Genomic DNA, 16,308 nt, shown 5'->3' with positions numbered 1-16,308 from the left:
CGGCGCGCAGCGCCGTAGGGGGCCTCAATGAGCGCCGCCCGGCCGCTCCATAGGCGCTCGCTCCCCCTTGGGGGGACCGGCGCGCAGCGCCGTAGGGGGCCTCAATGAGCGCCGAACTGGGCCAGCTCGCCCTCGCACTGGCGCTCGCCGTGGCCTGCGTGCAGGCTTTGCTGCCGCTGCTGGGTGCCTGGCGCGGCCGGGCGCGCTGGATGGCGCTGGCGCGGCCGGCGGCCTGTGCACAGGCGCTGCTGGTCAGCCTGGCCTCGGCGGCGCTGGTGCACGCGCTGGTCAGCGACGACTTCTCGCTGCGCTACGTCGTGGACAACGCCAACTCGCAGCTGCCGGTGTGGTTCAAGGTCGCCGCCTACTGGGGCGGCCACGAGGGCTCGGTGCTGCTGTGGATCCAGATGCTGGCGCTGTGGGGACTCGCCGTGGCCGGCTTCAGCCGCGCGCTGCCGGCGCCGGTCGTGGCGCGGGTGCTGGGCACCATGGGGCTGATCGGCATCGGCTTCCTGTGCTTCCTGCTCTTCACCTCCAACCCTTTCGAGCGCCAATGGCCGCCGGCCGCCGACGGTCACGACCTGAACCCGATGCTGCAGGACCTGGGCATGATCGCCCATCCGCCGCTGCTGTACATGGGCTACGTGGGCTTCTCGGTGGCCTTCTCCTTCGCCATCGCCGCGCTGCTGGGCGGCCGCCTGGACGCCGCATGGGCCCGCTGGACCCGGCCCTGGACGCTGGCCGCCTGGGCCTGCCTAACGCTGGGCATCGCGCTGGGCAGCGCCTGGGCCTACTACGTGCTGGGCTGGGGCGGCTGGTGGTTCTGGGACGCGGTGGAGAACGCCTCGTTCATGCCCTGGCTGGTGGGCTCCGCGCTGCTGCATTCGCTGGCGGTGACCGAGAAGCGCAACAGCTTTCGCAACTGGACGGTGCTGCTGGCCATCGTGGCCTTCTCGCTCTCGCTGCTCGGCACCTTCCTCGTCCGCTCGGGCGTGCTCAGCTCGGTGCACTCCTTCGCCAACGACCCGCGCCGCGGCGTGTACATCCTCATCTTCCTGGCCCTGGTGAGCGGAGGATCGCTGGCGCTGTACGCCTGGCGTGCGCCGCAGGTCGGCCTGGGACGGCGCTTCGCGTTGGTCTCGCGGGAGTCGCTGCTCATGCTCAACAACGTGCTGCTCGCGGTGGCCGCCGGCACGGTGCTGCTGGGCACGCTGTACCCGCTGCTGCTGGATGCCACCGGGTTGGGCCGGATCTCGGTCGGTGCGCCGTACTTCGAGACCGTGTTCGTGCCGCTGATGGCGCCGCTGCTGGTGCTGATGGGTATCGGCCCACTCCTGACGTGGAAGCAGGCCTCGCTGCGCGGCGTGTGGCGGCGGCTGCGGGTGATCGCGGCGGTATCCGTCGCCCTGGCGCTGTGGGCCGCGCTGGTGCTGAACACCTCGGTGGGCGTCGGCCTCGGCGTCGCGGTGGCCGCCTGGGTGCTGCTGGCCACGGCGGCCGAGGCGCTGAAGTGGCTGTGGCCCGCGCAGCGCGCGGCCAGCACGCTGCGCCAGCGCCTGCGCGGCGTGCCAGGCAGCCAGTGGGGCATGTGGGTGGCGCATGCCGGCGTCGCGGTGTTCGTCGCCGGCGTCACGCTGGTCAAGGGCCTGGAGTCGGCCAGCGACCACAGCCTGCGCATCGGCGACAGCGCGGTGCTGGGCGCCCAGCGCTTCACCTTCGCGGAGCTGACCCGCGTGCAGGGCCCGAACTACGTCGCTGCCCGGGCACGCTTCGATGTGACGCCGCGCGACGGCGGGCCGGTCATCGCGCAGCTGTGGCCCGAGAAGCGCTTCTACCCGGTGCAGCAGATGCCGATGACCGACGCCGCCATAGACCGCGGCTTCTGGCGCGACCTCTACGTCTCGCTGGCCGAGGCAACGCCACAGGGCGCCTGGGTCGTGCGGCTGCAGGTCAAGCCTTTCATGAACTGGGTCTGGGCCGGCGCCGTGCTCATCGCGCTGGGCGGCGCGCTGGCCGCGGCCGACCGGCGCTACCGCAGTGCGGCGCGGCGCGAGGCTGCCGCGGCCACTTCCGCCTCTTCTTCCCACCACGTCTTGCCGAGCACCTGAGATGCGCCTGCGACGATTCATGCTTCCCTTCACCGTCTTCGTGGGCTTGCTGTCGCTGCTGGGCGCGGGCCTGGCGCTGGATCCGGCGGCCGTGCCCTCGCCGCTCGTCGGCAAGCCGGCGCCGCCGTTCAAGCTGGAACAGCTGGCCTCTCCAAACCACAGCTTCGGCCCGCAGGACATGACAGGCCAGGTCTGGCTGCTGAACGTCTGGGCCTCGTGGTGCACGAGCTGCCGGCAGGAGCACCCGCTGCTGCTGGAGCTGGCCCGCCGCAACGTCGTGCCCATCGTCGGACTCGACTACATGGACCCGCCGGCGGACGGCAACCAGTGGCTGGCTCGACACGGCAACCCCTACCTGCTCGCGGTGCTGGACCGCGACGGCAAGGTCGGCATCGACTACGGCGTCTACGGCGTGCCCGAGACCTATGTGATCGACCGGCAGGGCGTGATCCGCCTGAAGCTGACCGGCCCGTTGAGCGCCGAGATCGTCGAGCGCCGGCTGTTGCCGCTGATCGACGGGCTCAAGCGTGCGTAGCGTGGCTGCCGCGTTCGTGCTGCTGGCAGCGAGCCCGGCCTGGGCCGCGACGGCGCCCGAGGACGACGCGCTCTCGCGCCAGGTCGCCAGCCTCGCCGGCGAACTGCGCTGCCTCGTCTGCCAGAACCAGAGCCTGGCCGACTCGCACGCGCAGCTGGCGCTGGACCTGAAGCAGCAGGTGCGCGACCAGCTCGCCGCCGGCGCGTCCCGGCAGCAGGTGATCGACTACATGGTCGAGCGCTACGGCGACTTCGTGCTCTACAACCCGCCGCTCAAACCCAGCACCTGGCTGCTGTGGTTCGGCCCGCTGCTGATGCTGGGCTTCGGGCTGGCCCTGCTGTGGCCAGGCCGGCGCCGCCGCCGCGGGGCACGGAGGGTGCCATGAACCTCGCGCTGTTCGTGCTTGGCGCGGCCCTGCTGGTGCTGCCGACCCTGGCAGTGCTGTCGCGGCCGCTCCTGGCCACGGGAGCGCCCGTCGAGGGCCCGCCCGAACGCGGCCTGGCCGTCGTCGTGGCGTCCGCCTTGGTGGTGGCGGCCATCGGCCTGTACGGCGCCGTCGGCTCGCCGAGCTTGTTGCGAACCCCCCGTGAACTGCCGCTGGATGCCACCACCGCCGCACTCGCGCGGGAAGCTGCGGCCCATCCGCACGACGCGAGCACATGGCACCGGCTGGCCCGCGCCCACGAGGCGGCACACCGCTTCGATGCCGCCGTGCCGGCCTATCGCCACCTGCTCGAGCTGCAGCCCGATGATCCCGATTTGCTGGTCGAGTTCGCGGTGACGCTGGCGATGAGCAGTGGCCAGCACCTGGCCGGCGAGCCGGCGCAGCTGATCGACCGCGCGCTGGCGGTGGCTCCGGACCATGCACAAGCGCTCGCCCTCGCGGGCAGCGTGCTGTTCGAGCAGAAGGACTACCGCGGTGCGATGCTGGCCTGGCGCCGGGTCCAGGCCCGGCTGCCGGCCGACGCGCCTGAGGCCGCCGCGCTGGCCGACAGCATCGCCAAGGCCGAAGCGCTGGCGGTGGGGAGGTGACGTGTTCTCACCGCCCGTTGCGCGCATCCTTACTCCGTTCGGGCTGAGCCTGTCGAAGCCGGCGGTGTGCTCGGGCCCTTCGTCAGGCTCAGGGTGAACAGTGTGTGATCCGTTCGGGCCGAGCCTGTCGAAGCCGGCGGTGTGCTCGGGCCCTTCGACAAGCTCAGGGTGAACGGCGTTTGATCCGTTCGGGCTGAGCCTGTCGAAGCCGGCGGTGTGCTCGGGCCCTCCGACAAGCTCAGGGTGAACGGTGTGTGATCCGTTCGGGCTGAGCCTGTCGAAGCCGGCGGTGTGCTCGGGCTCTTCGACAAGCTCAGGGTGAACGGTGTGTGATCCGTTCGGGCTGAACCTGTCGAAGCCGGCGGTGTGCTCGGGCCCTTCGACACGCTCAGGGTGAACGGTGTGTGATCCGTTCGGGCTGAACCTGTCGAAGCCGGCGGTGTGCTCCGGGCCCTTCGACAAGCTCAAGGTGAACGGTGTTTGATCCGTTCGGGCTGAGCCTGTCGAAGCCGGCGGTGTGCTCAGGCCCTTCGACAAGCTCAGGGTGAACGGTGTGTGATCCGTTCGGGCTGAGCCTGTCGAAGCCGGCGGTGTGCTCGGGCCCTTCGACAGGCTCAGGGTGAACGGGGGGTGGTGTTCGGCTCGCACACCATCAACCGTTCGGCCTGAGCCTGTCGAAGGCGAGACCCCAGTGCAGGGGCCGTTCGTCAAGGGGGAACGGGATGGCGCGATCAGTCAGTTCGCCGCAAAGCAATAGAACAGCCCCGCGCCGCCAGTGGCCACCAGGTTCTCCTGGCCGCAGCCGCGGCTGGCGTGGGCGGAGTTCCAGGAGGTGTTGCCACCGCCGGTGCGGTCGACGTGGCCGACCTGGGCCGAGCCGTCGGTGGCGCTGCTGGTGTAGTTGCGGCAGGTGTGGTCGGCCGCGTCGGTGAACGCGCGGCCGTCGGGTTGGGACCCGGTCAGTATGTCGTGCTGGTTAGGCTTGTCGCCGAAGGCCTTGACCGGCTCGTTCTTCTCCGTGAAGGCCGTCGCGCGGGTGAGGTTGTTGCCCAGGCGTGCCTCGTCCAGCGTGTCGCCCTGCAGGTGGGACAGGTCGCGCGCGATGACGGCGCCGCGGGTGTTGACCCACGGGCCCTTGCCGATGCGGTCGCGGGCGTTGACCGCGGGCTGCTCGGCCGTCGCCTGCGTGCTGAGGTAGGCGCGCCACGTCTTGCCGGTGTTGCCGACGGCGCTGGCCAGCTTCTGGCAATGCGCGTCGGCCCCGGCCAAGCCGCCCAGGTCGGCGCCCTTGCCGGGACCTTCGCTCGTGACGAAGAAGGTGAAGGACTTGGCGGCCAGCTCGGCGGCGGCCTGTGCGGCCGAGGCCGAAGGAGACGGTGGCGCCGGAGTCGCGGCCTGTTGGGCCCAGGTGAGTGCTGGCAGCACCAGCAGGACGCTGGCGAGGCAGGTGCGATGCAGAGGTGTGCGGTCGGTCAAGCGTGTCTCCTTGAAAGAGGAATCGGGAAGGGTGTTCAGTCCTTCGCCCGGAAGTCGTCGTGGCAGGCCTTGCAGGTGCGGCCCAGCTTGCCGAACTGCTCGCGCACCAACGCGATGTCGCCGATCGTGGCAACGCGGGCCAGCTCGTTGGCCTCGCGGCTGAGGTCGCCGGCCAGCTCCCCGGCGTGCTTGCCGTCCTTGAACAGCTCGGGCTTGGTGGCCGTCTCGTGCCAGCCCTTGCCCTGCTCGGTGCCGGGCGCGAAGAGCGCACCCAGCCCGGAGTTGGCGATCGCGGCGATGGTCGCCGCGGCCTTGCTGACCTCGTCCTTGTTGTAGCTGCCCTCGAGCGAGGCCTTGATGCGGGCCGACTGGTAGCCCAGCAGCTGGAAGGCCGACTGGCGGGTCTTGATCAGGACCTCGGGCTTGGGCGCCTGCTGCGCCAGGACCGCAAGGGACACCGACGCCAGGCCGGCGGCGAGCAAGGATGCGGCGAGGATGCGATGGGGGGTGGATACGAGCATGGGCACGTCTGTGGTTGGGTTGGGAAGGAACAGGGATCAGCGACTGGCCATGTAGTCGGCCAGCGCCTCGATCTCGTCGTCGCGCAGCGCGACCGCGGTGCGGTTCATCCCGCCGCTCGGGTCGTTGCGGCGCTCGCCGCTGCGCCAGTCGGCCAGCTGGCGCGCGAGGTAGCGCGAGTCCTGGCCGGCCAGTCGCGGGAAGCGCGGGTCGGCCGGATGCAGCCCGCGGCCTTGCGGCCCATGGCAGCTTGCGCAGGCGGTGATGCCGCGGGTCGCGTCGCCGCGCTCGAAGAGCTCGGCAACGGGCGCGCTCTGCGGCGCGGCGCCGAGCGGACTGCGCATCGCGGGCAGGCCGGCGAAGTAGGCCGCGATGTCGGCCACGTCCTCGTCGCTGATGCTGCGCGCCATCAAAGCCATGAAATCCTGCCGCCTCGCGCCGCTGCGGAAATCGCGCAGCTGCTTGGCCAGGTACTCGGGGTGCTGGCCGGCCAGGCGGGCGAAGCGGGACTCGGCGCTGCCGCCCTGGCCGTCCACGCCATGGCACTCCTGGCAGCGCTCGCTGTCGGCCTTCTGCGCGCCCAGCGTGGCATCACCGCGCGGCGCGGCTGCCACCGAAGCGGCGAAAGCGAGCAGAAGCGGAGCCCAAGCACGGCGAGCGAATCCAGGCCGGTTCGCCGCCCGCCTCATGGGCGCGGCGCACCCCGCGCCAGGGTCTGCACCGCGGCCAAGGCCTGCTCCACGTTGGCGGCCGGTGCCAGGCCACCGACGGTGGCGGCGATGCGGCCATCGGTGCCGACGATGAAGGTCGTGCGTTCGGCAAAGCCGTGGTCGATTTCGGCGCCGCGGGTGTCCTTGCGGCCCGGTGCCGCCTCGCGCACCGCGAGGTCGTAGGCGCGGGCGATCCGGCCTTCCGCGTCCGAGGCGACGGCGATCTTGCCGGCGCAGGACTCGGGGTCGGCCGAGAAGTCGTTCAGCCGCGCGATGCTGTCGAGCGAGACGCCGACGATGCTGGCGCCCGCGGCGGTGAACTTCTCCTGCGCGACCGCGAAGCTGTGCGCCTGGAGATTGCAGCCGTTGGTGAAGGCCGAGGGGTAGAAGTAGACGACGACCGGGCCCTTCTTCAGCTCGGCCTGCAGCGAATAGCCGAAGGCCTGGCCCGCCTTCGATGCCTGGGCTTCGAAGGCGGGCGCGGGGTCGCCGGGCTTGAGCGCAGCGAAGGTCGGCAGGGCCGCCAACGCGGCGATGGCCGCGGTCAGGAGGGAAGGCTTCATGGTCCTAGGATTTCTTGTAGAAGTTGTGGCAGGTCTTGCAGGTGCGTGACAGCGTCGTGGCCGAGGCGGTGGCCGCGGCGTAGTCCTTGGTGCCCAGGTGCTTCAGGATCTCGGCGCCCAGCGCCTGGCTCTGCTGCGCCAGGTTCACCGCATCGGCCGCTTCCGGCTTGCCGGCGTAGAAGGCCTCGACCTTCGCGAACATCGCGGTCAGCTCCTGGGCATCGGCGCGGGCGCCGTCGCCCTGCTGCAGCGCGATGTGCGAGGCGAGGCTCTTGTTGGTGTCCTCGATGGCCTGCATCAGGTCCGTGTCGAGCTCGTCCTGGGCGCCGAGCACCATCGGTGTCGCCGCCAGCAGCAGCCACGCGGCGAGTGATCTCTTCCCCGTCATCAGGTCAGCAGCTCCTTGACGACCTTGCCGTAGACCACCGTCGGGCGCTCGGAGCGGCCGTTGTTGAGGAAGGTGGTCTTCAGGTGGTCCAGGCCCATCAGCTGCAGCACGGTGGCCTGCAGGTCGTAGGTGTCGACAGCCTTGTCCTTGTCGGCCGTCTGTAGCCCCAACTCGTCCGTCTCGCCATGGGTGAAGCCGGCCTTCACGCCGGCCCCCGCCAGCCACTGCGTGTAGCCCCAGGGGTTGTGGTCGCGGCCGTTGCCGCTCTGGCCGTAGGAGGTGCGGCCGAACTCCGAGGTCCAGACCACCAAGGTGCTTTCGAGCAGGCCGCGGTCCTTCAGGTCGGCCAGCAGGCCGGCGATGGGCTTGTCGACCTGGCGGGCCATCAGGCCGTGGTTGGCCTCCAGGTCGCTGTGCGCGTCCCAGCTGGTGATGTCGGTCTGGCCGTCGGGTGCGCCGGTGACCACCTGGATGAAGCGCACGCCGCGCTCGACCAGTCGACGCGCTCGCAGCAGCGTGCTGCCGTAGCTCGCGCTCACCTCGTCGTTCAGGCCGTAGAGCTCCTTGGTGGCGTCGGTCTCCTTGGACAGGTCCACCGCCTCGGGCGCGGCGGTCTGCATGCGATCGGCCAGGTCGTAGGACTTCAAGCGGGCGCGCAGCTCGGTGTCGGCAGGGTATTTCGCCGCGCCCGTGCTGTTCAGCCGCTTGAGCAGGTCCAGCGAGGCGCGCTGCTGCTCGGCGCTGCGCAGCTCGGGCCGCTCCAGGTAGAGGATGGGCGAGTTGCCCGGGCGGAAGGCCACGCCCTGGTAGACCGCGGGCAGGAAGCCGGAGCTCCAGTTGACCGAGCCGGCACTGGGCTCGGACTTGCCGTTGTAGAGCACGACGTAAGGCGGCAGGTCCGGGTTGGCGGAGCCCAGCGCGTACGTGATCCACGCGCCGAGCGAGGGCCGGCCCGGGCTCAGGTCGCCGGTGTTGAGCTTGAGGATGGAGATGTCGTGGGTGGCGCCGACCGTGGTGCTGGACTTGATGAAGGCCAACTTGTCGGCGTGGTTGGCGATGTGGGGCACCAGGTCGGAGAACCAGGCGCCGCTCTCGCCATGCTGCTTCCAGGTCCGCCTGGACACATAGAGCTTGCCCACGCCGCCCTGCGTGCTGGTCTTGATGCCCTTGAGGAAGGAGGCCGGGATCTCCTGCCCTGCCAGGCGGATCAGCTCCGGCTTGTAGTCGTACAGGTCCAGCGTGCTGGGCGCGCCGTTCTGATGCAGCCAGATGACCGACTTGACCTTGGCCGGGAAGTGCGGTGCCTTGGGCGCCAGCGGGTCGACGAGGTCGGCGGCGTGCGCGGCCTGGAACACGCCCAGGCCGGGCACCAGCCCGCCCAGCGTGATGGCCCCCAGGCCCTGGCCGGCGCCGAGCAGGAACTGGCGCCGCGGATGGTGGTGGTGGTCGTGATGGCTCATGGTGATGGGTCCTTGAATGGAGGTGAAGAGACGGCCGGGCGCGTTCAGAAGCGGTAGGCGAAGTCGTTCGAGTTCGCCACGGTGTGGACCAGGTCCACGAAGGCGGCGGCATGCACCGGGTCGATCCCCTGCCGGTTCTTCAGGCCGGTGGGCAGCGCGACCTCGAAGCGGCCGGAGTCGGTCTTCTGGGCGATCACCTTCTCCTGCTGGCCGAGGAACTCCTTCAGCGCGGCCCGCTCGGCCTTGCTGGGCTCACGCGAGAACAGCACCTGGTACAGGCGGTTCAGCTGCGCCGTCTCGTCCTTGCCGGCTTCGTTGATGACGCGGCCGGCCAGGGCCTGGGACCAGCCGAAGACGATGTCGCTGTTGAACAGCGTCAGCGCCTGCATCGGCGTGGTGGTCACGTCGCGCTTGTGGTGGGGCTGCGAGGGGTTGGCCGGGTCGAAGGTCTGCAGCAGCGGATAGGGCACGCTGCGACGCACGAAGACGTAGATGCTGCGGCGGCGAGCGTCTTCCGGATCCTTGGCCTCCTGCCAGAGGTTGCCGGCGCCGAGGTTGCTGGGCACGGGTGCGAACACCGCCGGCCCACCGACCTTGTCGACCAGCTGGCCCGAGGCATAGAGCAGCGAATCGCGGATCTCCTCGGCCTCCAGCCGCTTGCGCGGGTAGACGGCGAGCAGCTTGTTGTCCGGGTCGGCCGCCAGCACGTCGGCGCGCTCGTCCGAGGACTGGCGGTAGACGCTGGACAGCAGGATCTGGCGCTCCAGCGCCTTCACGCTCCAGCCGTTGCGCACGAAGCTGGTGGCCAGGTAGTCGAGCAGTTCGGGGTTCGTGGGCTTCTGGCCGGCGCGGCCGAAATCGGCCACCGTGCCGATGATCCCGTTGGCGAAGTACTGGCTCCAGACGCGGTTGACGAACACGCGCGCCGTCAGCGGGTTGGCGGGGCTCGCGATCCAGTTGGCCAGCGCGGTGCGGCGGCCCGAGGAGGTCGCCGTCGGCACGATCTGGGGCTTGAAGTCGCCCGCCCACAGCGCGGGCAGGCCGGGCTGCACCTCGTCGGTGGGCCGCTCGTGCACGCCGCCGAAGCGCACGAAGGTGGGCGGCGCCTCGGCATGGCCAAGCTCGGTGGCGGCGGTCAGCGTCAACGAGCCTTGCGTGGGCTTGAGCTTGTCGAACTTCTTCAGCTCGGCCGTCAGCTTCTCGTAGGCCTTCCACTTCTCGGCATTCTCGGGAACGTACTCGGCGCTGTCCTTGTCGGTGCCGCTGAGCTTCAGGTAGCTGGCGATGTCGGCATCGGTGGTCACCGTCTTCAGCCGGAAGTTGACCCAGCGGTCCAGCGGGGTCCAATCGCTCTCGGGCTTGAAGATGGCTTCGCGGCTGTCGGTGAGGTAGCGCTCCTTGTGGTACTTCAGGCCCTGCTCGCGCACGCTGTCCAGGATGGCCAGCTGCTGCTCGCGGATGCCCTTGGTGGCCTCGCGGTAGGCCGCTTGGGCCTTCTCGTAGGCCAGGTCGTCCGCGCCCTTTTGCTGCAGCGGCGCCTTCTCGTCGAAGCTGGTGTTGGCGAAGAAGGCCTGCAGCTGGAAGTACTCCTTCTGGCTGACTTTGTCGGCCTTGTGGTTGTGGCAGCGCGCGCAGCCGATGGTGGCCGACAGGAAGGTCTCGCCGACGAGGTCGGTCATGTCGGTGGCGATCTGGTACTTGCGCTGCACCAGGTCGCGCGAGTTCGAGTTGTCCGGGTAGCCGGCGAGGAAGCCGGTGGCGATGCGCGCCTCCTGGCTCTCGGGCCACAGCTCGTCGCCGGCGAGCTGCTCGCGGATGAAGCGGTCGAAGGGCTTGTCCTGGTTGAAGGCGTTGATCACGTAGTCGCGATAGCGCCAGTTGTTGGGCCGGGTGTTGTCGTTCTGGAAGCCCGCGCTGTCCGCATAACGCGCCAGGTCCAGCCACCGCCGCGCCTGGCGCTCGCCGAAGTGCGGGGAGGCCAGCAGCCGGTCCACCAGCTTCTCGTGGGCGTTGGGCGACTTGTCGTCGACGAAGGCCTTGACCTCCTCCGGCGTGGGCAGCAGGCCCCAGGCGTCCAGCGTGGCGCGCCGGATGTAGGTCGCCCGGTCGGCATCAGGCGAGGGCTTCAGGCCCTTGGCCTCCAGCTGCGCGAGCACGTAGGCATCGATGGGCGTGCGCACCCAGGCCTTCTGCTTGACGGGCGGCGGCTCGGCGGTCTTGACCGGCTGGTACGGAGACCAGGGCTTGGGGGGCGTGGCCGCGGTGCTCGGGGTCTGGGCCGCAGCGATGGCCGACAGCCCCAGGCACAGGGCCACCAACAGGGTCTTGCTCATTCAGGCACTCCAACTCGGATGCGTTGCGCGGGCGAAAGCGATGGATCGCGAGGCGCGTGACCGGCCCCGCTCGATCGCCACTTTTGCAACTAGCGAGCCAGCTTCTCCGGCCGATGCGGAGTGCGCGAGGAAAGCAGCTAACTCATTGACAGGACTGCACTTCTCTCCTCGGCCCGGGATGAGGGCGCTTCCTGGCCGCAGGCTGCGGCTGGCCATCGCTGGTGGGCTGCCACCACCGGCCGGACCACCCGCTGCTGAAGAACCACCAGGCGCCAGATCCCTTCGACCTGCGAACGTGCAAGGTGTCGACCCGCCGCTGAAGGCTCAGCCTCGCGGCGGGAAGCCGACAGCCCGCTCCAGCGCGAGGTAGCGAGGGTCCTCGCGCAGCGCGTCCAGCCGCGGGTCGACGCGCAGGTAGGCCATCCAGCCCGAGCGGGCCTGCAGCGCGTCGTGCAGGCGCGTGAAGGCACAGTCGGTGTCGCCGAGCGCCGCATGTATGACAGCAGCCTCGTAGGCGAAGCGGTGCTGGGCCTGCGCCGCATCGTCGAACTCGCGCAGCACGGTGCGCGCGGCGCGGCGGTCCTGCGCGAAGGCATAGGCATAGCCCAGGCCGGCGCGCATCACCGCGTTGCCCTTGGACAGCGCGCAGGAGCGGCGCAGCGCGTCCACCGCCTCCTCCGCCCGGCCGGCGAGCGCGCAGGCCATGCCGTGGAAGAAGGGCGGCCAGTGGTCGGTGTCGTCCAGGTCGGCCGTGCGGGCGGCCTGCTCGATGGCCGCTTCGGCATCGCGCGCGAGCCAGTGGTGCCACGCCATGTGGACGTTGATGATGATGTCCAGCGGCTGCAGCTCGAGGGCGCGCGCGCCGGCATGAAGAGCCTCTTCGAAACGCTGCTGGGCGACGAGCAGGTGGGCGTGCCAGTGGTGCGCGTGGGCATAGCCAGGGTCCAGCTCGATGGCGCGGGCGAACCGCGCTTCGGCGTCGGCCCATTGCCAGTCGTGATGGGCCGTGGCGTAGGCAAGCGAGGTGTGGGCCGCGGCGCAGCACGGGTCGATCTGCAGCGCGCGGCGCGCGAGCACCCGGGCCTTGGGAAAGGACTCCGCCGGAGCGAGCGCGCCTGATTCCCACGAGCCGAGCGTGTTGTAGACGTCGGCCAGCGCCGCATGCGCCGGTGCGAAGTCCGGCGCCAGCTCCACCGCCTGCTGCAGGCAGGCCAAGGCCTTCATCGATTCACGTGGGCGGCGGGTCCAGTGGAAGCGGCCGTGCAGGTAGGCGGCGCGCGCCCGCGGGTCCGCCGGCAGGGGCTCGCCCGCCTCCCGCCCGCGTGGCGGTGCCAGGCGCCGACGCTGCTCGGCCAGCCACTCCTCCCAGGGCTCGTCGGCCTGCTTGAGATGAAATCCCGGCATCAGCTCTGCCGCGGGCGCGCCGCTGCCCAGCCGGCGCAGCGCCTCGACCGCATCGCACTGCAGGCGCTGCCCGTCGATCGCCAGCGCGTGCCGGCCCTGGCCGGCCACCACTTCGTTGCCCAGCAGGCCACGCAGGAAGGCCACCGCCTGGCGCAGGTTGGCCGCGGCCGCCTCGGGCGAATGGTCGGGCCAGAAGGTGGCCATCAGCCGCTCGCGCGGGCAGCCGCCCTGCATCGATTCGATGGCGAGCATGGCCAGCAAGGCCAGCCTTCTCGGCTGCGCCAGCAGGGGTTCGATGCGGTGGCCGGCGGCATCCACCACGTCCACCCCGCCCAGCAGCACGAGCCGGATCACGCCCGGATCACGCATGGTCCGGACCATTCGCGGCGCGGCCCGCACCGGACCGCGCACACCGACGAGGAGACATCCATGAATGCATGCACACGGCTCGCCATCGCGGCCCTCACACTCGCCCTGCCCCTTGCCGCCGCCCGCGCCGAAGCGCAGGCCCCGGGCGATTCTAGGAGCGCCCCCTGGGCCCGGCCCGGGCCGGCGCAGGGCCTGCTGTCTCTGCAGCTTTGGCATGCCACGGCCCGTGATGCGATCGCCCGCGACAAGCCCAACCAGCAGGCCGCCCTGCGCCTGCTGGCCTACCTGGCGCTTGCGCAGGAGCAGGCGGCGCAGGCCTTTGGCACCACAGCCGCGAGCGCCGAAGCCCACAGCTGGGACCGGCTCTTCGACGAGGTCTCTGCCCGCACATTGGGCGGCCTGCTGCCCGCGCACCGCGAGGAGTTCGAGACTCTCGCCGTCGCGCTGGGCCGCACGCGCCCGGCGCCATCGGCCGAACGGCTCGAGGCGCTCCGGCGCACCGCCGTCGCTGCCGCTGAAGGCACGCTTGCCCGCGCCGCCACCGACCGCTTCGACGCGCCCTGGTCCGGCACGCTGCCGGACGCGCCCCAGGCCTGGCACAGCCAGCTCTCGCCACCACGCCCGCCCCATCTGCCGGCCCTGGGCGCCATGCAGACGGTGCACCTGGCCTCGGGCGACGCGCTGCGCCCGCCCGCGCCGCCGGCCGTGGGCTCGCCGGCCTTCGAACGCGCCTTGGACGAGGTCCGGCAACGCGCCGGCTCCGGCGATCCGCAAGGCCTGGCTCGCGCGAAGCGTTGGGAGATGACCACCGGCGCCCTCGTCGCCGGCCACTGGGACGCCGTCGCGTTGGACCTCGCCGCGCAGCACCGCCTGTCGGGCGCCGAGGCCAGCCGCGTCCTCGCACAGACCTTGAGCGCGGCACTCGACGCGAACATCGCCTGCCACGACGCGAAGTACACCTACTGGACGCCGCGCCCCTCGCAGGCCGACCCGCGCATCCAGCCGTTGATCGGGCTGCCGAACCATCCCTCCTATCCCAGCAACCACTCGTGCGACTCGGGCGCGGCGGCCTTCGTGCTCGCGGCCCACTTCACGCCTGAAGCCGCGCAACTGATCGCGCAGGCCGAGGAGGCCGGCGAGTCGCGCGTGGACGCCGGCCTGCACTACCGCTTCGATCTCGAGGCCGGCCTGCAGATCGCGCGCGGGGCGGCCGCTGCGGCGCTGGGTCAGCTGTCGATGCAGGTGGCGGAGGCGCTGCCGTGACCGCCGCCCTGGATTACCCCCTGCAACGAGATGCCGCCGAACACGCGCGCCTGCAGACGCAGGCCGCGTTCTGGTCGACCGATGCGGCGGCGCTGTTCGACAGCGTGCCGGTCGCTCCCGGTTGGCAGGTGGCCGACCTCGGCTGCGGCACGCTGCATGTCGCGCAGGCCTTGCTGGACCGCGTGGGCAGCGCGGGCCGCGTGATAGCCATCGACAACGACGCGGCGCTGCTGCAGCGCTTGCGATCCGATGCAGTGGACTCCCGACTGCATCTGGAATGCGGCGATGCCTTCGACAGCCGCCTGCGTGCGCATTCGCTCGACGCCGTGCACGCCCGCTTCATGGCCGCGCCCTGCGGCCGGCTGGATGCGCTGCTCGCCGAGGTGCTGCGCCTGCTGCGGCCCGGCGGCTGGCTGATGCTGCAGGAGCCGCAGGCCGACAGCTGGGCGATCCCCGCGGCCGGCGAAGCGTGGACGCGGCTGAAGCAGCTCATCCGCGCCGGCTTCGAGGCCCGAGGCGGGGATTTCGATGCCGGGGCGAAGCTGCCGTCCGCGCTGGCACGCCTGCCCGTCAGTGCTGTGCGGATGCGCCAGGTGGTGCACACGCTGCCGAGCACACATCCCTACGCCAGGCTGCCGCTGGACTTCGCCCGCTCCCTGCGGCCCGTCTGGCGCGCCAGCCACCTCGCCGACGACAGCGAGATCGACGGGTTGGTCGGCGCCATCGAGCGAGCCTTGACAAGGCCCGGCGGCGTCACGACCTTCACGCTCGTGCAGGCGTGGGCGAAGGCGCAAGCGGCCTCGTCGATGCCGATCACGCGCCGGACCTCGTCGGTCCTGGATCCTGGCCCGGCGCACGCCTCCTAGGGCAGCGGCTTGAACTTCGCGATCACGGCGGCTGCGTCGTCGAGCGTGACGCGGCAGGTGTCCTTCTTGCCGCTGCAGGCGCCTTCCCAGCGCACGAAGCGGAAGCCGGCCTTGGGCTTGGCGCGCAGCTTGACCACCGTGGCGTACGGATAGACCTCGTCGCAGTCGCGGCCGCAGGCGATGCCGGCCGGCTCGCTCGTCACCCGGCCGGAACCGACCACCGAGACGTACAGGCCGAAGGGATCGCCGATCTCGTGTTCCTTCGAACCCCAGTCGGCGTTGTTGGCGGCGCCGTTGCGCGTCAGGCGTTGCGCGTCACCGGCCGCACGGGCCCGGGCACGGGCCTCGGGCGGGAGCACCGGCGGCGCCGGCATCGAATACAGGTCCCATCCGCCGTCGCGCGTGCTGGTGAAGACGATCAGCAGGCCGTCGGGCGACCAGCTCGGGAACATGTCGTCGGCCGGGTGCTGGGTGAGGTTGGTCAGGCCCGAGCCGTCGCGGTTCATCGCCCAGATGTCCCACGGCTCGCAGCAGGGGTCGTTGAACTGGCTCATGAAGACGAGCTTGGTGCCGTCGGGCGCCCAGGCGGGCGCGCGGTCCTCGAAGTGGCGGCCGTCGGGCGCGGTGAGGATCAGTTCGTTGTCACCCGTAGGCTCGACGGTGACGATCTCCCAGGCGCCGAAACCGTCCCAGGTCAGGCGCACGGCCGAGAAGGCGATCAGGCCGCCGTCGGGCGACCAGGCGGGCTCCAGCTCGTCGAAGTCGCTGTGGGTGAGGTTGCGCTCCTGGCCGGTGTCCAGGTCGTGGATGAAGATGTCGAACTGGGCGGTGATGTGGTCGCCGGGGATGTTCTTCACGAAGGCCAGCTGGGTGCCGCCGGGCGACCAGGTGGGGCCGAAGGTCCAGCCCGGGTCGTTCGTGACGTTGATCTGATTGGCCCCGTCCTGGTCCATCACCCACAGGTCGCGCAGGTAGTCGTCCGGCAGGCCGCGCGAAAAGGCGATGCGCAGTCCGTCCGGCGACCAGACGGGGGCGTACTCGGAGACCTCGGGCGTGTTGGTGATGTTGACGGCGTTGCTGCCGTCCGACTCCATGGTCCAGATGTCGCACTGGTAGGGTCCGCTGGAATAGTCGCAGACCTCGTAGGCGATCTTGCCGTTGATGTTGGCACCGGCCCAGGCGGGCGCGGACAGGACTCCCAGCAGCGCGACCAGCATGGCGGCCGCGACAGACGTGTGATTCAGCTTCATCGATGCGCTCCTTGGACTGCAGACCGATCGAC

At 70.8% G+C, this 16,308-nt stretch carries 15 protein-coding genes; 6 read left to right on the top strand and 9 right to left on the bottom strand.

The features are described from left to right. The first annotated feature begins 104 nt into the window (after positions 1-104). From ACS5PM_RS11070 to ACS5PM_RS11055, 4 genes are read left to right on the top strand one after another with little or no spacing between them, the layout of a single operon-like run. A complete protein-coding gene (locus tag ACS5PM_RS11070; RefSeq protein ID WP_439387670.1) occupies positions 105-2,108 on the top strand; it encodes a heme lyase CcmF/NrfE family subunit in 2,004 nt (667 codons plus the stop codon). A gap of 1 nt (position 2,109) precedes the next feature. Then, a complete protein-coding gene (locus tag ACS5PM_RS11065; protein WP_439387669.1) occupies positions 2,110-2,643 on the top strand; it encodes a DsbE family thiol:disulfide interchange protein in 534 nt (177 codons plus the stop codon). A gap of 1 nt (position 2,644) precedes the next feature. After that, positions 2,645-3,028, top strand: coding sequence for a cytochrome c-type biogenesis protein (locus ACS5PM_RS11060; protein ID WP_439387668.1), 384 nt, complete (start codon positions 2,645-2,647; stop codon positions 3,026-3,028). Further along, positions 3,025-3,675, top strand: a complete 651-nt coding sequence (locus ACS5PM_RS11055) for a tetratricopeptide repeat protein (protein WP_439387667.1) — start codon at positions 3,025-3,027, stop codon at positions 3,673-3,675. The genes ACS5PM_RS11060 and ACS5PM_RS11055 overlap by 4 nt, the downstream gene beginning before the upstream one ends. Before the next feature lie 735 nt (positions 3,676-4,410). Here ACS5PM_RS11055 and ACS5PM_RS11050 read toward each other — a convergent pair. The 8 genes from ACS5PM_RS11050 to ACS5PM_RS11015 form a co-directional block, all read right to left on the bottom strand. After that, complete coding sequence (locus ACS5PM_RS11050) at positions 4,411-5,100, bottom strand: lectin (RefSeq protein WP_439387779.1); 690 nt, start codon at positions 5,098-5,100, stop codon at positions 4,411-4,413. Positions 5,101-5,186: 86 nt separating this feature from the next. Continuing rightward, the gene (locus ACS5PM_RS11045; protein WP_439387666.1) at positions 5,187-5,672 is read right to left on the bottom strand and encodes a c-type cytochrome; all 486 of its coding nucleotides are present in this window, start codon (positions 5,670-5,672) and stop codon (positions 5,187-5,189) included. 36 nt (positions 5,673-5,708) lie between these two features. Continuing rightward, positions 5,709-6,284, bottom strand: a complete 576-nt coding sequence (locus tag ACS5PM_RS11040) for a c-type cytochrome (RefSeq protein ID WP_439387665.1) — start codon at positions 6,282-6,284, stop codon at positions 5,709-5,711. Positions 6,285-6,355: 71 nt separating this feature from the next. Continuing rightward, positions 6,356-6,943, bottom strand: coding sequence for a peroxiredoxin (locus ACS5PM_RS11035; RefSeq protein WP_439387664.1), 588 nt, complete (start codon positions 6,941-6,943; stop codon positions 6,356-6,358). Positions 6,944-6,947: 4 nt separating this feature from the next. Then, positions 6,948-7,331 carry a hypothetical protein gene (locus tag ACS5PM_RS11030; RefSeq protein WP_439387663.1) on the bottom strand — a complete coding sequence of 128 codons (384 nt, stop codon included), beginning with the start codon at positions 7,329-7,331 and terminating at the stop codon, positions 6,948-6,950. Next, positions 7,331-8,791: a DUF1501 domain-containing protein gene (locus ACS5PM_RS11025; protein WP_439387662.1), complete on the bottom strand. Its 1,461-nt coding sequence runs from the start codon at positions 8,789-8,791 to the stop codon at positions 7,331-7,333. The genes ACS5PM_RS11030 and ACS5PM_RS11025 overlap by 1 nt, the downstream gene beginning before the upstream one ends. A 44-nt stretch (positions 8,792-8,835) precedes the next feature. Then, a complete protein-coding gene (locus tag ACS5PM_RS11020) occupies positions 8,836-11,124 on the bottom strand; it encodes a DUF1549 and DUF1553 domain-containing protein (RefSeq protein ID WP_439387661.1) in 2,289 nt (762 codons plus the stop codon). A gap of 324 nt (positions 11,125-11,448) precedes the next feature. Continuing rightward, positions 11,449-12,897 carry a TPR end-of-group domain-containing protein gene (locus ACS5PM_RS11015; RefSeq protein ID WP_439387660.1) on the bottom strand — a complete coding sequence of 483 codons (1,449 nt, stop codon included), beginning with the start codon at positions 12,895-12,897 and terminating at the stop codon, positions 11,449-11,451. Positions 12,898-12,957: 60 nt separating this feature from the next. Between ACS5PM_RS11015 and ACS5PM_RS11010 the strand changes: the two genes are divergently transcribed. Further along, positions 12,958-14,160 carry a vanadium-dependent haloperoxidase gene (locus ACS5PM_RS11010; protein WP_439387659.1) on the top strand — a complete coding sequence of 401 codons (1,203 nt, stop codon included), beginning with the start codon at positions 12,958-12,960 and terminating at the stop codon, positions 14,158-14,160. Beyond that, positions 14,157-15,026 carry a class I SAM-dependent methyltransferase gene (locus ACS5PM_RS11005; protein WP_439387658.1) on the top strand — a complete coding sequence of 290 codons (870 nt, stop codon included), beginning with the start codon at positions 14,157-14,159 and terminating at the stop codon, positions 15,024-15,026. The genes ACS5PM_RS11010 and ACS5PM_RS11005 overlap by 4 nt, the downstream gene beginning before the upstream one ends. On the opposite strand, the gene ACS5PM_RS11000 is transcribed toward ACS5PM_RS11005, so the two are convergent. Beyond that, entirely contained in the window at positions 15,023-16,276 is a 1,254-nt protein-coding gene (locus ACS5PM_RS11000) for an InlB B-repeat-containing protein (RefSeq protein ID WP_439387657.1), read from the bottom strand. The two genes, ACS5PM_RS11005 and ACS5PM_RS11000, sit on opposite strands and share 4 nt — an antisense overlap. Positions 16,277-16,308: the final 32 nt, after the last annotated feature.

This window comes from Ideonella flava, from assembly GCF_051857595.1.
GTDB lineage: Bacteria > Pseudomonadota > Gammaproteobacteria > Burkholderiales > Burkholderiaceae_C > Ideonella.
This window is presented reverse-complemented; position numbering and strand designations above follow the sequence as displayed.